Below are 19,665 nucleotides of genomic sequence, written 5' to 3' on the forward strand. Positions count from 1 at the left end.
GTCAAAACTTCTCCTGCACCACGTCCGGGCGTACCCGTACGTGCAGCACGGCCGGCCCGGTCAGCGGCAGCACCTCGTCGAAGGCCGCCCGCGCGCCCACCTCGTCGGTGACGGTCCACGCCGGCAGCCCGAGCGCGCGGGCCACGGCCGCGAGGTCCCGTTGCGGGAAGCGGGCCAGCTCCGGGTCGACCCCGCGCGGGGCGAGCTTGCGCACCTCCGCGCCGTACGCCGCGTCGTCCAGGAGCACCAGCAGCACCGGTGCGCCGACCCGGGCCAGGGTGTCCAGCTCGCCGAGCCCGGTGAGCAGGCTGCCGTCGCCCTCGAAGGCGACCACCGGCCGGTCCGGACGGCCCACCCCGGCGCCCACCGCGAACGGCAGCCCGACACCGATGCTGCCGAACTCCCACGGCGCGACGAACGACCGGTCGGTGGCGGCCGAGTCGAGCAGCAGGTTGGGCCAGCCGCCGAAGTGACCGACGCCGACGACCGTGGTCCGCTCGCGCGGCAGGCGCTCGGCGCAGACCCGGATGAACGCCCGGGGGTCGATCCGGTCCGCGCCGGACTCGACCGCCAGGTCGGCGAACGGGTCGGCGACCGCCAGCTCGGCGGCCAGCTCCGGCGAGCGCCAGTGCGGCCGGCTCACCGGCGCCAACGCCGCCGACACCGCCCGCGCCGTCTCCCCCGCGTCGCCGACCACCCCGGCGGTCACCGGCCAGCGGGCCCCGATCGCCGCCGGGTCGACGTCCACGCCGACCACCGCAGCGTCCGGAAAGAGGGTGCCATGGTCGGCGGTCCACCGGTTCAGACCGGCGCCGAACGTGACCACCAGGTCCGCGCCGGCCAGCGTCCGCCGGGTCAGCGGCCGGGACAGCCCACCGGCCACCCCGAGGTCGTACGGGTGGCCGGCGAACAGGCCGGCGGCCATCAGCGTGGTGGCGAGCAGGGCCCCGCCCCGGTCGGCCAGGTCCCGGATCGCGGCGGCGGCCGGCTCGGCGCCCCGGCCGGCGAGCAGCACCGGGCGGTGCGCCGCACGCAGCCGTTCCGCCAGCGCCGCCACGTCGGCGGGATCCGGCACGAGCGGGCGCGGCGGGTGGAGCGCCGCCGGCACCGGCGCCACCGGCCCGGCCGGCACCGACGCGTCCGCGAGGTCGATCGGCACGTTCAGCACCACCGGACCGGGCAGCTCGCGGGCCGCCCGGAACGCCAACCCCACCTCGCGTACGGCGGTCGCGGCGGCGGTCACCGGCACGAACCGGCCCGCGGTCGCCAGCGCGTACGGCTGCTGCTCGAAGTGCTGCACGTGCAGCGGGTCGCCGGGCGGGGTGTCACCGGCGATCAGGACCAGCGGGGTACGGGCCTGCCGGGCGATGGTCAACGCCGCCCCGGCCACCGCCAGCCCGGGCCCCTGGGTGACGGTGGCGACCGCGCACCGGCCGGTGACCCGGGCGTACCCGTCGGCCATCATCACCGCGGCGTTCTCGTTGCGGGCCGCGACGAACCGCACGCCGTGCCGGTTCACCAGGTCGGCGACCAGGAACATGTTCGCGTCGCCGAGCAGGCCGAACACGGTGTCGACGCCGTGCGCGACGACGGCGTCGGCGATCGCCTCGAAGACCTTCACCGGGCGCCCCCGTCGAGATAGTCGCCCGGCGGGCGCAGCGCCACGCTCAGCGCGCCGAGGTAGGAGTCGGTGGCCACCGCGTCGAACCGCGGCCCGGCCAGCCGGGCGGCGCGTTTGGTCATCGACCGGCCCACCGCCGGGGTGGCGAGCAGCCGGTCGGTGACGGCGTCGACGGCGGCCGGCAGCCCGTCGGCGTCGACCACACCGGTGACCAGGCGCAGCGCCAGCATGTCGGCGGGTTCGACCCGCTCGCCGAGCAGCAGCCAGCGCTTGGCCAGGTCGGCGCCGACCAGGTCGGCGAGGATCGCCATGCCGCTCCAGGTCAGCGGGATGCCGAAGGTCACCTCGGGAAACGTGAAGAACGCGCGGTCGGCGGCCACCCGCAGGTCGCTGGCGAGCCCGAGCACGGCGCCCGAGCCGATCGCCGGCCCGTTGAAGGCCGTCACCGTGGTCTGGTCCAGCCGGTACCACCGTTCCACGAGTTCGGCGGTGCGCCGCTGCACGTGCATGGTGGTCTCGGCGTCCAGGCCGGCCAGCTCACGCAGGTCGGTGCCGGCGCAGAACGCCGTACCCTCGCCGGTGAGCACCACCACCTCGACGGTGCGGTCCCGGCCGAGCTCGTGCAGCACGTCCTCGAAGCGGGCGAGCATGTCGAGGTCGAAGCTGTTGCGCCGGGACGGCCGGCGCAGGGTCACCCGGGCCAGCCGCCCGGAGCGGTCCAGCAGCACGGATTGGTCAGTGGTCACGGTGACTCCGAGGTGAGAAGGGCCCGGTCGACGAGCGCGGCGGCGTGGCCGACGTACGACAGCGGGTCGAGCAGCCCGGCCAGGTCGGCGCCGGGCAGGGCGGCGGCCACCTGCGGGTCGGCGCGCAGCATCTCGGCGAACGGCCGGTTCTGCTCCAGGCTGTCGCGCACGATCCGCATCACCAGGTGGTGGGCCTGCTCCCGGCCGAGCGGCTCGGCGAGACGCAGCATGACCGCCTCGGAGAGCACCAGCCCGCCGGTGAGGTCCAGGTTGGCGCGCATCCGGTCCGGAACGACGCCGAGGTCGCCGAAGACCTCGACCAGCCGTTCCAGGGCGCCGCCGATGAGGATGAAGCACTCCGGCAGCAGCTTCCACAGCGTCATGCCGACGCCCATGTCGCGGTCGTCCTGCGCGACCATGGTCTGCAACCCCAGCGGCACCTGGGCGCGCAGCGTGCCGGCGGCGGCGATCACCGCCTCGCACCGGATCGGGTTGCGCTTGTGCGGCATGGTGCTGCTGCCGACCTGGGTGGCGCGTTGCGGCTCGAACGCCTCGCCGACCTCGGTACGCCCGAGGAAGTAGATCTCCCGGGCCAGCTTCTCCGCGCTGGCGGCGACCAGCCCGAGGACCATCAGGCACTCGGCGAACCGGTCCGGGGTGGCGTGCCACGGGGTGTCCGCGACGCCGAGGCCGAGTTCGTCGGCCACCGCGCGTTCCAGGGCGAACGCCTGCGGGCCGTAGCCGGCCATCGTGCCGGCGGCCCCACCCATGCTGGTGACCAGCAGCCGTTCGCGCATCTGGGCCAGCCGGGCCCGGTGCCGTTGCAGCTCGCTCTGCCACACCGCGCAGCGCAGGCCGAACGTGGTCGGCAGCGCCTGCTGGCCGTGCGTACGGGCCGGCATCGGGGTGGCGCGGTGCCGCAGGGCCAGCCGGCGCAGGATGCGGACCAGCTCGTCGACCTGGCGGGCGACGATGTCCAGGCCGGCCCGGGCCCGGAGCACGAACCCGGTGTCCATCACGTCCTGGGTGGTCGCGCCGAGGTGGACGTAGCGTCCGGCGTCGCCGGCGCAGGCCGCGGTCAGCGCCCGGACCAGCGGCACCAACGGGTGCACGGTGTCGGCGGCGTCGGCGGCGAGCACCGCCGTGTCGAGCCGGTCGAGCCGGGCCGCCTCGGTGATCGCCCGGGCCGCCGTCGACGGGATGATGCCGAGGCTCGCCTGCCCCCGGGCCAGGGCCGCCTCCACGTCGAGCCAGGACTGCATGAGCTGGCGGTCGTTGAAGACCCCACGCATCTCGGCGTTGCCGAAGAAGCTGGTGACGGTCAACGAGTCCAGGAAGCACGAACCGAGCTGCATCAGCGTTCCTCCCCACCGGTGAGCAGGCCGAGCGCAGCACGCCGGTCGACCTTGCCGGACGGCAGCAGCGGCAGGGCCGGCACCGTACGGATCAGCGTCGGCACCTTGTGCCGGGCCAGCCGGGCGGCGGCCACCGTGGTCAGCCGTTCCGGGTCGGCCGCGGCGCCCGAGGCGGCGACGACGAGCGCGCCGACCTCCTCGCCCCAGCGCGGCGACGGCACGCCGAGCACACACACCTGGGCGACGTCCGGGTCGTCGAGCAACGCCGCCTCCACCTCGGCCGGGCTGACGTTCTCGCCGCCCCGGATGATCAGTTCCTTGACCCGGCCGGTGAGGGTGAGGACCCCCTCGGCGTCGAGTGCGCCCAGGTCACCGGTGCGCAGCCAGCCGTCGGTGGTGAGCGCGGCCCGGGTGGCCGCCGGGTCGTCGACGTAGCCGGCGGTCACCGACTCGCCGCGTACCAGCAGCTCACCGGGCGTTCCGGCGGGCAGTTCGGTGCGGGTGCCGGGGGTGACGACGACGGCGCGCAGATCCGGAGCGACCCGGCCGACCGTGGCGCCGGGCGGACCACAGCTCCCGTCGCCGGGGTCGACGCTGATCGTCGGCCCGGCCTCGGTCTGCCCGTAGATCACGGCGACGCGGTCCAGCCCGAGCACCCGCCGGGTGCGGGCCAGCAGCGCGGGCGCGCACGGAGCACCGCCGAGGAACCCGACCCGCAGCGAGGACAGGTCGAAACGCTCCGGTTCCGCCTCGACGGTGTCGGCGAGCATGGTGGCCATCGTCGGCACGGCCTGGAGCACGGTGCACCGGTGCCGGGCGATCTGGGCCAGCACCGGCGCGGAGCGGAACCGCCGGACCGACACCCACAGCGCGCCGGTGACCAGCGCCAGCACGGCGCCGCTGCCGAGACCGGCCGCGTGCGCCAGGGGCAGCGGCGAGGCGATCCGGTCGTCGGCGCCCAGCCGGGCGGCGTCGGCCGTCCACCGCGCGTTGGTGATCAGGTTGCGGGCGCTGAGCGCGACCATCTTCGCCGGGCCGGTCGAGCCCGAGGTGAACTGGATGTTCAGGACGGCGTCCGGATGTCCGGCCGGGGTCGGCGCCGCTCCGGTCCGGTCGCGCAGCCCGGCCAGGTCGTCGTCGAACGTGTGCCAGCCGTCCGGGCGGGCGTCCGGCGGCAGCCCGGCGACCGCCTGCTCGGCGGTGGCCCGGCCGTCGCGGTCCCGCACCCGCTCGGCCACGAACAGCCGACGCGGGCGGCTGCGGGCCAGCGCCGTGGTGAGTTCCGCGGCGGTCAGCCCGGGATGCAGGGTCACCAGGGCGGCGCCCCGCCACGCCGCGGCGGCCAGCAGGACCAGCCAGCCGAGACCGTTCTCGGCCCACACCGCGATCCGGTCGCCGCGACCGACGCCGAGCGCGGCCAGCATCCCCGCCCCCCGGCCGGCGAGGTCGGCGAACTCGCCGGCCGACACCGGCCGGTCCAGCTCGTCGAAGGCGTACAACGGACGGTCCGGCTCCCGGGCGGCGCGGTCCAGGACGATGGCGTCGAAGGCGGGCGGGGTCACCGGCTCACTCCCGGACCAGCAGCAGGTTTCCGTGGTCGTCGACGGTCGCGGTCCAGCCGGCGCCGACCACGGTCGTGCTGCCGTTCTCCCGCACCACCGCCGGGCCGGGCACCGCGCGGCCGGGGGCCAGCTCGGTGCGGCGCCAGACGGTGGCGTCGACCCAGCCGTCCGCGCCGTAGATCCGGGTCCGACCCGGCTGCGGCGACGCGCCCGCCGGGGGTACGAACCGGACGGCGGGTCGGGGGCCGAACGCGGTCAGCCGGCAGTTGACGATCTCGGCGGGATGACCCGACCGGGCGTACGCGTACCGCTCGGCGTAGGCGGCGTGGAACGCCGCCACCAGGTCCTCGGCGGTCGCCGGCACGTCCTCGACCGGCACGGCCAGGTCGAAGGACTGGCCCCGGAACCGCATCCCGACCGACAGGCCGAACGTGACCTCGTGGGCCTCGACGCCGTCCTCCGCCTTGAGCTGGGCCCGGGCCGCGTCGCGCAGCTCCGCCACGACCGCGCGGACGGCGCCCAGCCCGGCCTCGTCGGCCGGCACCAGCACGGTACGCACGTAGTCGTGCCGGGCCTGCGCGGTGACGAAGCCGAGCGCGGAGAAGTTGCCCGGCACCGGCGGCACCAGCACCCGGCGGATGCCCAGCTCGTCGGCGAGCACGGTGGCGTGCATCGGGCCGGCGCCGCCGAACGGCATCAGCACGAAGTCGCGGGGGTCGTGCCCGCAGGCGACGGAGATCTCCTTGATCGCGCTGGTCATCTTGACCGTGGCGATGGTGAGGATGCCGTGCGCCAGCTCCAGGTCGTCCAGGCCGAAGTCGGCGGCGAGCCGGCCGATCGCCGCCCGGGCCGCGTCGACGTCGAGGCGCACCTCGCCGCCGAGGCTCTCCTGCGGGTCCAGGTGGCCGACGACCAGGTGCGCGTCGGTCGTCGTCGGCTCGGTGCCGCCGCGCCCGTACGCGGCCGGGCCGGGGGTGGAGCCGGCGCTACGCGGGCCGATGCGCAGCTCGCCGCCGAGGTCCCGCCAGGCGATCGAGCCGCCGCCGGCGCCGATCGTGTTGATCTCGACCTGGAAGGTGCGGTTCGGATATCCGGCGATCTTCCCGTCGTTGGTCATCAACGGGGTGCCGTTCTTGATCAGGCAGACGTCGGTGCTGGTCCCACCGATGTCACAGGTGATCACGTTCGGGTAGCCGGCCAGCCCGGCGACGTGCACGCTGGCGGCGACCCCGCCGGCCGGACCGGACAGGGCCAGGTTGATCGGCAGCCGGCCGGCCTCGTCGGTGGAGACCACCCCGCCGCTGCTGGTCATGATGGACAGCGGGTGGGCGTAGCCGCCGGCGGCGAGCGCTTCACCGAGCCCGCGCAGGTAGTCGGCGACCGTCGAGCGGACGCTGGCGTTGAGCACGGTGGTCGCGAACCGCTCGTACTCGCCCTGCTCCGGCACCACGTCCGAGGAGATCGTGCAGACCAGGCCGGGGTGTCGCTCGGCGAGCCGGGCGGCCGCCGCCCGTTCGTGCGCCGGGTTGCGGTAGGAGTGCAGCAGGCAGACCGCCACCGCCTTCGGGCCGGCGGCGGCCACCCGGTCCAGCACCGCGTCGAGGTCGGCGGCGTCCAGCGGCCGCACGACGCTGCCGTCGGCGCCGATCCGCTCCCGCAGCACATGCCGTAGCCGGCGCGGGGCCAGCGGCGGACGTCCCGCCTCCTTGACGCTGTAGAGCTGCGGCCGGTGCCCCAGCCCCATCTCCAACACGTCGCGGAAGCCCTCGGTGGCCACCACGCTGACCGGCTCGCCGGAGCCCTCCAGCAGCGCGTTGGTCACCCGGGTGGTGCCGTGGACGAACCGGTCGACCGCGTCGAGGCGTACGCCGAGCTTGGCCAGACCCTCGAAGATGGCCGCGGCCGGGTCGTCCGGCGTGGACAGGGTCTTGGCCTCGGCGAGCCGGGCGGTGTCCGGCTCGTACACGATGACGTCGGTGAAGGTGCCACCGATGTCGACGCCGATGCACAGCATGGCGAGCCTTTCGATAGTGGTGGGCGCGGACCCGGGCGGCCGGTCGCCGGCCGCCGTCGCGCGCGGCCGGGCTAGAAGGTGACGCCGTAGCGGCGCAGGGACCTGCTGGTGACCACGCGCAGGACCCAGTCGAAGAGGTAGCCGAGCAGCCCGAGGGCGATGATGCCGACGAAGACCCACTCCGTCTTGGCGTAGTTACGGGCGGTCCAGATGAGCGAGCCGAGGCCGCTCTGCGCCGCCACGATCTCGGCGGAGACGATGGTCAGGAACGAGTTGCCCATGGCCAGTCGGGCGCCGGTCACGACGTGCGGCACGGTCGACGGCAACACCACCGAGACCAGCGTACGGGCCGGGTTGGCGCCGAGCGCCCGGGCGGCCCGCAGCCGCAGCTCGTCGACCGACAGGACCCCGGCCAACGTGTTGAGCGCGACGATGAAGACGGTGGTGTAGAAGATCAGCGCGACCTTCGACGCCTCCCCCGGCCCGAGCCAGNCGGGTCCACCATCAGCCGCAGCCACGGCACGCAACCCATCAGCAGCCCGACCGGTACGCCGATCACCACACCGAGCGCCCACCCGGTCAGGATCCGGGTCGACGAGGCGCTGACCGAACTCCACAGCGTGCCGTCCTGGATCAACTCGACCGCGCCACGCCAGGTGAGCAACGGCGAGGGCAGGAAGAACGCGGTGTAGTTGCGACTGACCAGGTCCCAGATCACGATGCCGAGCACCACCGACAGGACCGACAGCCCGACCCGGGTCAGCCCCGGGCGGCTGCGACGCCGGCGGGTGGGTCCGGGCTCGGCCCGTCCGATCTTCTCCGGCACGGTACGGACGTCCACGCTCATCGTCGCGCCCTCCTGTCGCCACCGACCGGTTGGCCAGCGTCGACGCCGGCCGACCCGTCGTCCCGGCCGTCGTGCCCGGCGTGCTCTTCCTCCCGGCCGTCGTGCCCGTCGTCGAGGCCCTGGGCCCGCAGGGTCCGGGCCACCTCGGCCCCGATGTCCTCGCGCAGCCGGCGGAAGAGCGCGGCGCTCGCCGGGTCGGTCAGGTCGCGGGGGCGGGGCAGGTCGCACGGGTAGACGTTCTTGATCGCCGCCGACGGGCCGGCGGTCATCGTGACGATCCGGTCGCCGAGCAGGATCGCCTCGCCGATGTCGTGGGTGACGAAGACGATGGTGGCGCCGGTCTCCCGCCAGATCCGGTCGAGTTCGACCTGCATCACCAGCCGGGTCTGCGCGTCCAGCGCGCCGAACGGCTCGTCCATCAGCACCACCGACGGCTCGTTGGCCAGCACCCGGGCCAGCTGGGCGCGCTGGCGCATGCCACCGGAGAGCTGGCCGGGAAACCGGTCGGCGCTGTGGTTGAGCCCGACCATGGCCAGGTAGCGGTCGACCGCGGTGGCCCGCTGCGCCTTCCCGACGCCCCGCATCCGCGGGCCGAAGTCGACGTTCTGCCGCACCGTCAGCCACGGGAAGAGCGCTTCGGCGCTCTGGAACACCACACCGCGCGACACGTCGGGGCCGGTCACCCGCGCGTTCCCGCAGGTCACCTCACCGCCGACCGGTGTGACGAAGCCGGCGATGGCGTTGAGCAGGGTCGACTTGCCGCAGCCGCTGGGTCCCAGCAGGCAGACGAACTCCCCACCGGCGATGTCCAGGTTCGCCTCGCGGACCGCCACGAAGTCGCCGAACCGGATGTCGACGTCCCGCACGGACACCGGGGAGCCGGACCGGTTCACGCCACTCCCCTGACCATGACGGTCGCCGGGTCGGCCTTCTGGGTCACGATCTTGCTGTCCTGCTGGAACTGGGCGATCTCCTGGTAGCGCGTGATGTCCTCGTCGGTGAAGTCGCGGACCTTGCACTGCACGCCCTCAAGGAGCTTCTGCGCCTCGGCCGCCGGCACCTTGATCGCGGTCTCGGTGACCGTGCCGGCCTTGGCCGGATCGGTGGTGAGCTGCTCACACGCCTTGGCCACGGTGTCGACGACCTTCTTCGCCGTCTCCTTGTTGGCCTCGTACCAGGCGCCGTCGACGCCGATCACCAGGTTGTAGACGTACCCGATCTCGCCGCTGGTCAGCAGCACCTTGCCGCCGTTGGCGACGCCCCGCGACGGCCACGGCTCCCACATGATGTAGCCGTCGATGTCGCCGCGCTGCAACAGCGCCGGCATCTCGGCGGGCGAGGCCTTGACGAACTCGACCGCGTCGCGGCTGATCTTCCGGCTGTCCAGCACCTTGTTCGTGGCGTACTCGTTCACGGTGCCCGGCACGACGCCGTACTTCTTGATGCCGGCCACGTCGGCGATGCCGGAGCGGGCGACGAGCTTGATGAAGCTGGGCGACTGCGAGAAGACCGCCAGCCCCTTGATGTCACCCCGGGTCGCCCGGTTGAGCAGGCTCGACTCGGTGCTGGCGGTGACCTGGCCCTGCTTCGCCAGGATCGCGTCGAGCCCGCCCGTCCCCTCCTGGTACTGGGTGACGGTCACGTCGAGACCGGCGGATTCGAAGAGCTTCTCCTGGTTCGCCAGGTAGATCGGCGAGTAGGCCGGGTCGACACCGACCCCGAAGTTGACGGCGACCGAGGGTGCGCCGCTGTCACCGCCGGGCTCCCCGGCGGACTGGTTCTCGGAACACCCCGCGACGGCGGCGGTCATCAGCAGGGCTGCGGCTGCGGCCCGCACTCGCATTCTCATGGCTACCCCACACTTCAGCGGCTCATATTGTGGTCTCGGTTGCTTAATATGGGACGCTACTGTGAGGTGGTTTACAACGTCAAGACCTTCAACCAACAGCCTCTCACCACAGACGGTAGGCAGAGCCAGCCCGAATCCCTCGCCTCGCAGACCGTCAGCCGGACCGACAGCAGCGACATACGACCTGGACAACACACTTGGTCGGGCGAGTCCGAAATCTCCACCACGAGCGCCCCTCGAACGAGGCGATTACGGAAAGTGGTGGAGGCGTGGTCGTGACCCGACCGTTACGACGGCGTTCGGCGACGCACGCCGAATGCCACCACTTCCCGGTAACCGGCTACCGGGAAGTGGTGGCTGAGAGGGGGACCGTGACGCCCTCGCCGCCACGCGGCGTCACGTAGGCGAGCTCAGGGGCCGCAACTGTCAGTGCAGCCGCGTCTTCCAGTCCGCCGGCACCCGGCCCCGGGGACCGGGGGCGGGCTGGTCGAGCGGGTGCGCGTGCGGCTCGGCCAGCTCCGGCCCGTCGGCGTAGAGCCGCTCGTCGGAGTAGTCCCAGAACCACGACTCGCCGGGCTCGAAGCTCTGCACGACCGGGTGACCCGTGGTGGCCGCGTGCGCGGTGGCGTGCTGGCTCGGCGAGGAGTCGCAGCAGCCGACGTGGCCGCAGGCCGCGCAGCGACGCAGGTGGAACCACCACCCGCCGGAGGACTCGCACTCGACGCAGCCCGGACCGCTCGGCGGCACGGCGGGGTCGATCGCCGCGGTCACGGCCGGCGTTTCCGTCGGGGACTGCTCGTCCACGATGCGCTCCTCCCGAGTCGCGGCCCGGCGGCCGGACCGATCCACCCGGTTCCTGCCGAGCGGTTCGGTCCGAGTCTGACACCTCGGTGCCGCCGACGCACCGCGACGGTGACGACCGACGTCGTCGACCGTCGCGGGACCGTCAGTCGGTCCGGGCGCGGAGGCTCCGCGTGAGAGCGGGGATCATCACCGCCGCCGGGACGAGGTGCAGCACCAGCAGGGCGACGACGGTGGCGGCGGCGGCCCCGACCAGGAAGGGCGGGACCAGCGAGACGGCGGTCAGCGACACCGCCGTCCACCTGAACCGCTCGGCGGGGCGTGCGCTCCACCGGAGAAGCGCGGCGGCGATGACGACGCCCACGATCGAGAAGAGGCCGGTCACCACCGCGAAACCGGGCAACGGGATGGTCTCGCCGCCGTCGGGGACCTCGAAGTCGACGCCCAGGGCCCGGGCCAGCGCGGCACCGAGGGTGGTGGCCACCACCGCCGCGAGCGTGGCGAGGAGACCGACGCCGACGAGCCGGCGGAACGGGCGGGAACGGGCGGTGCCGTGCGTGCTGCTCATGTCGATCCTCCAGGATTCGGTCGTGCCGGGTGAGCGGGTGTGGGGTGAGCGGATGCGCGCCGGCATCACCGCGTGCCGTCCGCCGGCAGGCGCTCGGGCAGCCCGAGCCGCGGGAACTGGTCGTCGTGGAAGATGATGACCTCGCTGATCGCCCCGCCGCTGACGCGCAGGACGTCGATGGTCAGCGGCAGGTACGCGCCCTCCTCCTTCCGCCAGTGGTAGAAGGCGACGGCGGGCTGCCGGTTCACCGCGGTGGGCACGGCCCGCAGCCCCGTCATCTCCCCGAAGCCCTCGTCGGTCCAGTTGCCCACCACCGCGTCGCGGCCGACGTACCGGCCCGGCGTGGGCGGCATCGCGAACCGGACGTCGTCACGCAGCAGCGCGGCGAGCCGGGGGATGTCCGTGGCCACGCTGGCGTCGGTGAAGCGGCGGACCAACTCGCGGGTGCCGGCGTCCTCCTCGCCGCCGGTCCAGTCCTGCCGCTCGGCGGGCAGGTGCCTGCGCATGCCGGCACGGGCCCGCTGCAACGCGCTGTTCACCGAGTTGACGGAGTCACCGAGCGTTTCCGCGACGTCCTTCGCCGGCCAGCCGAGCACGTCGCGCAGGATCAGCACGGCCCGCGGACGCGGGGCCAGGTGCTGCACCGCGATCAGGTACGCCAACTCGATCGTCTCCCGCGCGACGGCCAGCGTCTCCGGCGCGTCCGCGTCGCCCGCGGGCAACTCGTCGAGCAGCCGGTCGGGGTAGGGCTGGAGCCACCGCACCTCACCGCCGGTCGCGGGCTCCGGGCGGCACCGGGCGAGCAGGTCCAGGCAGGCGTTGGTGGCGATGCGGTACAGCCAGGCGCGCACCGTCGACCGCCCCTGGAACGTCTCCCGCCGCCGCCAGGCACGCAGGTACGTCTCCTGCACGGTGTCCTCGGCGTCCTCGAACGAGCCGAGCATGCGGTAGCAGTGCACGTGCAGCTCCCGCCGGTGCCGCTCGGCCAGCCCCGTGAACGTCGACTCCTCCAGTAGCGTGTCCGCACTCATCACGTCGTCCTTCCGTCCCGTCGTGTCCCGTCGTAGGTATGACGGCGACGGGCCCGACAACTCATCGCCCGGCCAGCCCGGCACGCCGGGCGCGACGCCTAGGACGGCTCCGACTCGTCCTGCTCGACCTCCTCGATCACGACCCGGGCGCGGGTGAAGAACGTGTCGAGGGACGCCGCCACGGCGGTCCGGTCCGGCTCGACGCCACCCGCGCGAAGGGCTTCCTCCGCCCGCTCGTACCAACCCGCGTGGACGTCGAACACCGCCTGCGCCGCGTCCCGCAGCAACGCGTCGGGCAACACTCCGACGTGGGGCAGGGCGGCGTTGGTCGCCTTGCGTACGGCGAGCCTCGCCTGGCCCCACAGCACGGCCTGCTGGTGGCCGAGCGCCCGGGACGCCGCCTCCTCCACCGGGCGGACGTCCTCCAGCATCGCGGCGATGTCGGACGCGACCGTGGCGATCTGCTCGCGGATCCGGGTGGCCCGAGCGGCCCGGTACGCGGCCGCGCGCCGGCTGGTCTCGGCGGTGGTCGTGAACCAGTGACCGACGAACGCGGTGAGCGCGGCCGACGCCAGCGCGATCAGGCCGGTGACGACGGCGAGAGCCAGCGCGTTGCTCTCGGCCGTCGTCCGGGTCACCGTGCCGGTCTGGGTGACCGTCGTCCGCGTGCTGCCGTATCGCTGGAGGAGGTAGGCGACGACGGCGACGACGCCGAGGAAGCCGGCGCCGATCAGGAACGGGGTGAGGCGGCGGGAGTGTCGATTCATCGGTCAGGACCTTGGTGTCGGCGACGTGTTTGCGGGGTACAGCACTCTGCCCTACTGTCTCGCGCGACACTGCCTCGGCCGTCGGGCTGCGGCCGACCGGATGGCGGGAGAGCCGGGTGCGGTACTACGTCTACATCTCCAGGACGAAGGTGGACCAGCTCTTCGCACAGGTGCCGGCCCAGCACCGGCACAACATCGCCGCCAAGCTTGACCTCGATGTCGATCCGAGGACCGGCGACGCCACCGACCCGTCGACCGGCGCGGACCTGTACACCCGGCTGCGGATCGTCGAGGAGTTCCTGGACCAGGAAGGCGAGATCGGCTCGGTGGACGAGCCGCGCGGCTACTTCCGGGGTCCGCTGGACCTGAGCTGGGGGCCGTACGGCGGCGCGTCCTGGAACGAGGAGCCGGAGTTCGTCTACTTCGGTGGCCGCACCGACACGACCATCCTCGGTCTCGGCGGGTCCCGCCGGCACGTGCTCGGTCAGACCGGCTCCGCCCACCCGCACTCCCACTCCGGCACCCCGGAGCTCACCCGCGCTCTCCGGCGGCACCTCGCCGACAGTCCGTGGGGCGCACTGAGTGCGAGGATCGGCTCCCCCTCCACCGCGCTGAACTGTGTCGAGCTGGCGACCTGCCAGATGGGCGGGCCGTGGGAACCGATGCACTTCGTCGCCCGCCGGCTCGCGGTGGGGCCGCTGCCCCGGCCCGCCTTCTGGCGGACCGACGCCGGATACGAAGTGGTCGACGCGTCGCTCGCCCTCCTCGGCACGCCGCTCTACGTGGCGCTCGCCTGACCGGGTGGCGCCGGCCGACCGCGCCCGCTCAGGTGACCCGGATCGCCCCGGCCGGGCAGAGGTCGGCGGCGCGACGCACCCGCTCGGCACTGCCGTCCGGCGGCACGGCGGCCCGCAGCAGCACCAGGCCGTCGGCGTCGTCCTGCGTGAAGACCTCCGGCGCGGTGAGCACGCAGTTCCCCGACCCACAGCAGGCGTCCCGGTCGACCTCCACCCGCACCGTCGCCTCCTCGTCGACCGGCCGGCCCGCGGCGGTCACCAGGTCACCGGCAGGGCGTCGAGACCGAAGACGATCGAGTTGTCGCGGGTGTGCAGCTCCTCGGGGGCCGCCGTCACCCGCAGGTCGGGAAAGTGGCGGGCCAGCGCCACGAGCGCGAGNCGGCTGCCCGATGCACTGGTGCACCCCGAATCCGAAGGCCACCTGCTGGTGCGCCTGCCGGTACGGGTCGAACCCGTCGGGGTCGTCGAAGACCTCGGCGTCCCGGTTGGCCAGCGAGATCAGGGCGATCGCGCCCTCACCGGCCCGGATCGTCCGACCGCCGACCTCGACGTCCTCGGTGGCCACCCGGAACAGTCCGGTCCGCACGATGCTCAGGTAGCGCAGCAGCTCCTCCACCAGGCCCGCCGCCCGGTCGGGCTCGGTGCGGAGGATGCCGTACCGCGCGGGTTCCCGGGTCAGCAGCAGGACGCTCAGCCCGATCATGTTGGCGGTGGTCTCGTGACCGGCGATGAGCAGCAGGAGCGCCATCCCGACCAGCTCGTTCACGCCGAGTTCGCCCGGCTCGACCCGTTCCCGGATGAGCCGGCCGAGCAGGTCGTCCGACTCGTCGGGCCGGGCCCGCTTGGTGTCGATCAGCGCCCGGAGGTAGTCCCGCAGCTCCTCGAAGTCGTGCTGGACCCGCTCCGGCGGCATGTCCCGGTCGAGCAGGGTGCGGCTGCGGGTCTGGAAGAAGTCGTGGTCGGCGTAGGGGACGCCGAGCAGGTGGCAGATCACCATGGACGGCAGCGGCAGGGCGAAGGCCGACACCAGGTCGGCCGGGGGCCCGGCGGCGGCCATGACGTCGAGCGTCTCCTCGATCGTGCGCTGGATCAGCGGCTCGATCCGGCGGACATTTTTGATCATGAATTCGGCGGTGAGCATCCGCCGCAGCCGGGAGTGCTCGGCGCCGTCCATCCGGATGAACGAGCCCTCGCTGTTCTCGTTCGACTGCGGCGGCAACGGGCGCAGGACCGGAAAGCCGGGACGGGCGAAATCGGAGCTGAAGCCGGGCTGGCGCAGCATGTGGCGGACGTCGGCGTGCCGGGTGACCAGCCAGGCCGAGGCCCCGGTGGGCAGCCGCACCCGTCGCACCGGGCCGGTGTAGCGGTCCCGGTCGGCCTCGTTCAGCAGGGTGAACGGACCTCGATCGGGGTCGACCGGCGGCCAGGGGGGTAGCTCCGTCTCCACGGCTCGCGTCACGCGGACCACCTCCTGCAACAACGCCGAGTAGTCACATCGATGCGCTACGTTACTCACCGACGAAGGTCGACACAAGGGGATGAGCAGCTTCGATGCCTTGACGCGACCGGACGGATCGCCAACACTGGGCCGTAACGCGTTGGTAACAATAAGCACATTCGACGATTTTGTGTTAGCGCTAACACGGGAAGGTGGGATCGCGTGATCGACCACTTCTGGACCCGGAGCACGTCGCCGGACGGCCGCGCACCCCGACCCCGTCCGATCCTGATCGCGCTGATCGCCGCGCTGACCGCGATGGTCGGCGGTGTCCTCGTCGCGTCGTCGCCGGCCACCGCCGCCACCGGAACGTTCCGCGGCATGAACTGGGCCGTGCTGGGCGACAACTTCAGCACCGGGCCCCTCGTCGTGCAGGGCCTGAGCCAGTCCGACAGCAACGCGACGGTGCGGGCCAAGGCCAACGCCCTCTACGACGACATGGCCTCCACCATGGGGGTCAACACCGTCCGGCTGCCCGTCAACACGCACACGGTCGGCACCGCGTGGTGGGAGGCCTACCGGGGCGCCATCGACGCCGCCACCGCCCGCGGCTTCAAGGTCATCCTGGCCTACTGGGAGGACGGCGCCGCCTCCGGCGGCCGGATCACGAACCTCGCCGCGTGGAACGCGATGTGGTCCACGGTGACCAACACCTACGGCTCGAACCCGAATGTCTACTTCGAGCCGATGAACGAACCGCACGGTTACAGCTCGGCGGAGTGGCGCGACGTCGCGGCGAACTGGCTCAGCTACCACTACTCGGCGGTGCCCGGCCGGGTGCTCATCGGCGGCACCGGCTTCAGCCAGGACCTGCGGGACCTCTGCAACGACAGCCGTTTCAACGCGACGTTGTTCTCCTTCCACCACTACGCCTTCTTCTACGAGGCGATGACCTACGACGCGTTCCGCAGCCACATCCAGACCCGCCTGGGCAACTGCGCCTCCCGCGCGGTGGCGACCGAGTTCGGCGCGCCCATGAACGACGGCCGCAACTACGCCGACGCGAACAGCACCGACAACTTCGTCCGGCACATCCGTGCCATGGCCCAGGTCATGCGCGACAACCAGATGGGTGGCACCTACTGGCCCGCCCTCGGCGGCAAGCCCGGCACCATCGGCTACGACTGGTACTCGATGTTCTCGCTGAGCGGCACCGGCACCGACCTCAATCTGACCGTCCGCAACACCTCCGGCGCGGACCGGATCCGCTACGGGTGGGGCGACACCGTCGGCGGCGGCCCCACGACACCGCCGCCCACTTCGACGTTCTACCGGATCACCGCGCGCCACAGCGGCAAGGCGATGGACGTCCAGTCGCCGAACACCGACAACGGTGCCCGCGTCGGCCAGTACACGTACAACGGCAACGCGTGGCAGCAGTGGCAGTTCGCCGACGCCGGCAGCGGCTGGTGGCGCATCGTCAGCCGCAACAGCGGGAAGTGCCTCGACGTGGTGGGCGCGTCCACCGCCGACGGCGCCGAACTCATCCAGTACACCTGCGGCACCGGCACGAACCAGCAGTTCCAGATGGTCGCCAACGGCACCTGGTTCCAGCTCCGGGCCCGGCACAGCGGCAAGTGCGTGGACGTACCGGCCGCGTCGACCGCGGACGGCGTGGTCCTCAAGCAGTACGCGTGCAACACCGGCACCAACCAGCAGTGGTCGCGGACGGCGGTGTGAGTCGTCCCCGGCGGCCGGCGGCGGATCAGGGCGTCCAGCGCACGCCCGGGTTCACCCGCCCGGACCAGTCGAAGACGGCCATGTTGTCCCACTGGTTCCCGGTGCCGTTGATGTCGGCCGGGTCCCAGCCGTTGCCGCGGACGGCGTACCAGGTCGGTTCCCAGTAGAAGACACCGATCGCCCCGGCGTTGCGGGCCGTGTTCTGGACCCAGTCGAACTCCTGGGCCTGCCCGGCCCAGGTCGCGGCGATGCCGTCACAGGTCGCGTCGCCGATGGCGTTCGGCTCGCTGTCCGCGTTGTTGCGGGTGAAGGGGTACGCGGTCTCCACGATCACCACCGGCCTGCCGTAGCGGCCCCGCAGGTCGACGATGTTGTCGTAGAGGTTCGCCAGGGAGCCGTGCCACATGCAGTAGTACGACAGGGCTGTGACATCCCACTGCACGCCTTGGGCGCGGATGCCGTCGTAGAACCACCGGGCGTTGGCGTTGCTGTCGGCGTCGGCGGTGTGGATCATGACCGGGATGCCGCCGCCACAGGCCTTGACCGCGTTGTAGCCCTGCTTGAGCAGGCCGGCAAGCGGGGCGAAGTCGTTGTTGACGACCTTGCCCTCGTTCCACAGCATCCCCACGTTGATCTCGTTGCCGATCTGCACGCTGTCCGGCGGGGTGCCCTGACCGCTGAGGCTCGCGCAGACGTCGTAGGTGAAGGCGTACACGTCGGTGCGCAGTTGGCTCAGGCTGTGCCCGACCCAGGCGGCCGGCTTGTACTGCTTGCCGGGATCGGCCCAGGTGTCGGAGTAGTGGAAGTCGACGAGCACCTTCAGGCCCTTCGCCCTCGCCGCCCTCGCCTGGGTCAGCACCCGGCTCTTGTTGTTGTAACCGCTGGCCGGGTTGTTCCAGACGCGCAGCCGGACGTAGTTCACGCCGACGGACCTCAGGATGTCCAGGGGGTCCCGGGCGACCCCGCCGGCGTCGTAGTACCGCGCGCCCAGGTCCAGGCTGCGCTGCAACGAGGAGATGTCGGCGCCGCGCATGGTGAGCGTGTTCGCGGCGACGGCGGGCGCGGACGGAACGCCGAGCGTGGTGGCGACGGCGAGGATGCCGGCCGTGACGGCCCCGAGCAGGGGCCGACGGCGGGGGGTGACGACCGGATGCGTACGCACGAGACTGCCTCCCACCGGACTACGGGACACCGGGCTACGGGGCGCGGTCAGCCCACCGCGCATGGGGCGCCGTTCAGCGTGAAGCCGGTCGGCGGGGCGTCGCTGGCACCCCACCGTCCCTGGACGCCGAACGACGCGGAGCCGTTCGGCGCGAGGAGGCGGTTCCAGCCGGCGTCACGGGCGGTCACGGTGGCGCCGGTCTGGCCGACCGTGGCGTTCCAGGCCGAGGTGACCTGCTGGTCCCCGGGGTAGCCGAAGGTGACGATCCAGCCGTCGACCGGCGCCGTGCCGGTGTTCTGGACCGTCACCGTGGCCACGAAGCCGCCCGGCCACTCGGACTGGTTCCGGTAGCTCACCCGGCAGGTCGAGGGCGGCGGCGTCGGCGGGTCCGACGCCGTGGGCAGGGTGACCGTGTTGGAGGCGATCGACACGTTGCCCACCGCGTCCCGGGCCCGGACGTAGTACAGGTTCCGCAGCGGCGTCGCCGGGGGCAGCGACGCCGTGTACGTCGTACCTGGCACGGTGGCGACCAGGGTCGAGGTGAACCAGCCGTCGAACCGGTAGACGTTGTAGCCGAGCACGCCGACGTCGTCGGTCGACGGCGACCAGGACAGCGTGGCGGTCGAGGCGGTCACCGCGCCGACGCTGAGGTTCTGCGGGGCGCTCGGCGGGGTGGTGTCCGGGCCGGTGTCCGTCACGGGGGTGACCACGGTCAGCGTGTCCGACGAGGCGGAACGGTGCCCGAGGCTGTCCTTGGCGGCCACCCGGAACGAGAACTGCCGGCCCGGCTGGAGGTAGTTGGTGATCGTGGCGGTGGTGACGGCCCCGACGCTGGCGCTGTAGATGACGTCGTCGAAGGCCTGGTAGTACGTGATGTCGTAACCGGTGACCGGACAGCAGCCGGGCGTGGCGGCCGTCCAGGTGAGGGTGACCGAGCGGGTCCGGACCTGGGTGGCGGTCAGGTTCGTGGGCGCACTCGGCGGGAAGGGCGACGTGTTCGGCGTGCTGGGCGCCGTGGCCGGCGCCGACGGCACGGTCGGGGTCGGCTCCGCGGCGGCCACCGCCGGGCCGTCGGGCGCCAGGGCGACCCCGGGGTACGCGGCGGGCGCCGCGGTGCCGGCGTCGGCGGCCGGTACGGCGCTCAGTGCGGTGGCGAGCACCGCCGTCGACAGGACGGCTGCGGCCACCAGACCCGGTCGCAGCCGGCGGATCAGCGGGGATGAGGAGACGCCGGTCATACGACGACGATGCCGCCATGCATCGATGATCGCCAACGTATCTCACGCCTCGGTCGGCGACCGGTAGGGGAATTCATCGCCATGAAACGATTTCGTCACCTTCGGCGGGTGAATTTCCGCCCTCGGAAG

17 protein-coding genes are annotated in these 19,665 nt (G+C 72.8%); 2 read left to right on the forward strand and 15 right to left on the reverse strand.

Going from position 1 to position 19,665, the window contains the following annotated elements:
- Window position 1 precedes the first annotated feature (1 nt).
- From B1205_RS15120 to B1205_RS15175, 12 genes are all read right to left on the reverse strand, one after another.
- Entirely contained in the window at window positions 2-1,621 is a 1,620-nt protein-coding gene (locus B1205_RS15120; protein WP_089156203.1) for a thiamine pyrophosphate-binding protein, read from the reverse strand.
- Window positions 1,618-2,367 carry an enoyl-CoA hydratase/isomerase family protein gene (locus B1205_RS15125; protein ID WP_254909964.1) on the reverse strand — a complete coding sequence of 250 codons (750 nt, stop codon included), beginning with the start codon at window positions 2,365-2,367 and terminating at the stop codon, window positions 1,618-1,620. The genes B1205_RS15120 and B1205_RS15125 overlap by 4 nt, the downstream gene beginning before the upstream one ends.
- A complete protein-coding gene (purB, locus tag B1205_RS15130) occupies window positions 2,364-3,722 on the reverse strand; it encodes an adenylosuccinate lyase (protein WP_089156205.1) in 1,359 nt (452 codons plus the stop codon). The genes B1205_RS15125 and purB overlap by 4 nt, the downstream gene beginning before the upstream one ends.
- Complete coding sequence (locus tag B1205_RS15135; protein WP_089156206.1) at window positions 3,722-5,284, reverse strand: class I adenylate-forming enzyme family protein; 1,563 nt, start codon at window positions 5,282-5,284, stop codon at window positions 3,722-3,724. The genes purB and B1205_RS15135 overlap by 1 nt, the downstream gene beginning before the upstream one ends.
- Before the next feature lie 4 nt (window positions 5,285-5,288).
- Window positions 5,289-7,298 (reverse strand): hydantoinase/oxoprolinase family protein, encoded by a 2,010-nt coding sequence (locus tag B1205_RS15140; RefSeq protein WP_089156207.1) that lies wholly within the window; start codon window positions 7,296-7,298, stop codon window positions 5,289-5,291.
- A gap of 71 nt (window positions 7,299-7,369) precedes the next feature.
- A complete protein-coding gene (locus tag B1205_RS33425; protein WP_441338499.1) occupies window positions 7,370-8,167 on the reverse strand; it encodes an ABC transporter permease in 798 nt (265 codons plus the stop codon).
- Window positions 8,142-9,038 carry an ABC transporter ATP-binding protein gene (locus B1205_RS15150; RefSeq protein WP_254909966.1) on the reverse strand — a complete coding sequence of 299 codons (897 nt, stop codon included), beginning with the start codon at window positions 9,036-9,038 and terminating at the stop codon, window positions 8,142-8,144. The genes B1205_RS33425 and B1205_RS15150 overlap by 26 nt, the downstream gene beginning before the upstream one ends.
- Window positions 9,035-9,994 carry an ABC transporter substrate-binding protein gene (locus B1205_RS15155; RefSeq protein WP_089156208.1) on the reverse strand — a complete coding sequence of 320 codons (960 nt, stop codon included), beginning with the start codon at window positions 9,992-9,994 and terminating at the stop codon, window positions 9,035-9,037. Before B1205_RS15155 ends, B1205_RS15150 begins: the two co-directional genes overlap by 4 nt.
- A gap of 426 nt (window positions 9,995-10,420) precedes the next feature.
- Window positions 10,421-10,798: a UBP-type zinc finger domain-containing protein gene (locus B1205_RS15160; protein WP_254909967.1), complete on the reverse strand. Its 378-nt coding sequence runs from the start codon at window positions 10,796-10,798 to the stop codon at window positions 10,421-10,423.
- 142 nt (window positions 10,799-10,940) lie between these two features.
- The gene (locus tag B1205_RS15165; RefSeq protein WP_089156209.1) at window positions 10,941-11,363 is read right to left on the reverse strand and encodes a DUF6069 family protein; all 423 of its coding nucleotides are present in this window, start codon (window positions 11,361-11,363) and stop codon (window positions 10,941-10,943) included.
- A gap of 65 nt (window positions 11,364-11,428) precedes the next feature.
- Window positions 11,429-12,394, reverse strand: a complete 966-nt coding sequence (locus B1205_RS15170; protein ID WP_089156210.1) for an RNA polymerase subunit sigma-70 — start codon at window positions 12,392-12,394, stop codon at window positions 11,429-11,431.
- A gap of 98 nt (window positions 12,395-12,492) precedes the next feature.
- The gene (locus B1205_RS15175; RefSeq protein WP_089156211.1) at window positions 12,493-13,161 is read right to left on the reverse strand and encodes a hypothetical protein; all 669 of its coding nucleotides are present in this window, start codon (window positions 13,159-13,161) and stop codon (window positions 12,493-12,495) included.
- Between the two features lie 116 nt (window positions 13,162-13,277).
- Between B1205_RS15175 and B1205_RS15180 the strand changes: the two genes are divergently transcribed.
- Window positions 13,278-13,958, forward strand: coding sequence for a DUF7019 family protein (locus B1205_RS15180; RefSeq protein ID WP_089156212.1), 681 nt, complete (start codon window positions 13,278-13,280; stop codon window positions 13,956-13,958).
- Between the two features lie 28 nt (window positions 13,959-13,986).
- Here B1205_RS15180 and B1205_RS15190 read toward each other — a convergent pair whose 3' ends face one another.
- Window positions 13,987-15,630 carry a cytochrome P450 gene (locus B1205_RS15190; protein WP_441338500.1) on the reverse strand — a complete coding sequence of 548 codons (1,644 nt, stop codon included), beginning with the start codon at window positions 15,628-15,630 and terminating at the stop codon, window positions 13,987-13,989.
- Between B1205_RS15190 and B1205_RS15195 the strand changes: the two genes are divergently transcribed.
- Entirely contained in the window at window positions 15,619-17,136 is a 1,518-nt protein-coding gene (locus B1205_RS15195) for a ricin-type beta-trefoil lectin domain protein (protein ID WP_089156213.1), read from the forward strand. The genes B1205_RS15190 and B1205_RS15195 overlap by 12 nt on opposite strands.
- 25 nt (window positions 17,137-17,161) lie before the next feature.
- Here the strand turns inward: B1205_RS15195 and B1205_RS15200 are convergent, their stop codons facing one another.
- Complete coding sequence (locus B1205_RS15200; protein ID WP_254909968.1) at window positions 17,162-18,298, reverse strand: glycoside hydrolase family 53 protein; 1,137 nt, start codon at window positions 18,296-18,298, stop codon at window positions 17,162-17,164.
- A 47-nt stretch (window positions 18,299-18,345) separates the two neighbouring features.
- Complete coding sequence (locus B1205_RS15205; protein WP_089156214.1) at window positions 18,346-19,536, reverse strand: cellulose binding domain-containing protein; 1,191 nt, start codon at window positions 19,534-19,536, stop codon at window positions 18,346-18,348.
- Window positions 19,537-19,665: the final 129 nt, after the last annotated feature.

The organism is Micromonospora sp. NBS 11-29 (assembly GCF_002140155.1).
Lineage (GTDB): Bacteria > Actinomycetota > Actinomycetes > Mycobacteriales > Micromonosporaceae > Micromonospora.

Excerpts from the sequence above, each read along its gene's own strand:
- purB (WP_089156205.1), bottom strand. The coding sequence starts at position 3,722 with ATGCAGCTCGGTTCGTGCTTCCTGGACTCGTTGACCGTCACCAGCTTC.
- B1205_RS15205 (WP_089156214.1), bottom strand. The coding sequence starts at position 19,536 with ATGACCGGCGTCTCCTCATCCCCGCTGATCCGCCGGCTGCGACCGGGT.
- B1205_RS15165 (WP_089156209.1), bottom strand. The coding sequence starts at position 11,363 with ATGAGCAGCACGCACGGCACCGCCCGTTCCCGCCCGTTCCGCCGGCTC.
- B1205_RS15155 (WP_089156208.1), bottom strand. The coding sequence starts at position 9,994 with ATGAGAATGCGAGTGCGGGCCGCAGCCGCAGCCCTGCTGATGACCGCC.
- B1205_RS15140 (WP_089156207.1), bottom strand. The coding sequence starts at position 7,298 with ATGCTGTGCATCGGCGTCGACATCGGTGGCACCTTCACCGACGTCATC.
- B1205_RS15175 (WP_089156211.1), bottom strand. The coding sequence starts at position 13,161 with ATGAATCGACACTCCCGCCGCCTCACCCCGTTCCTGATCGGCGCCGGC.
- B1205_RS15170 (WP_089156210.1), bottom strand. The coding sequence starts at position 12,394 with ATGAGTGCGGACACGCTACTGGAGGAGTCGACGTTCACGGGGCTGGCC.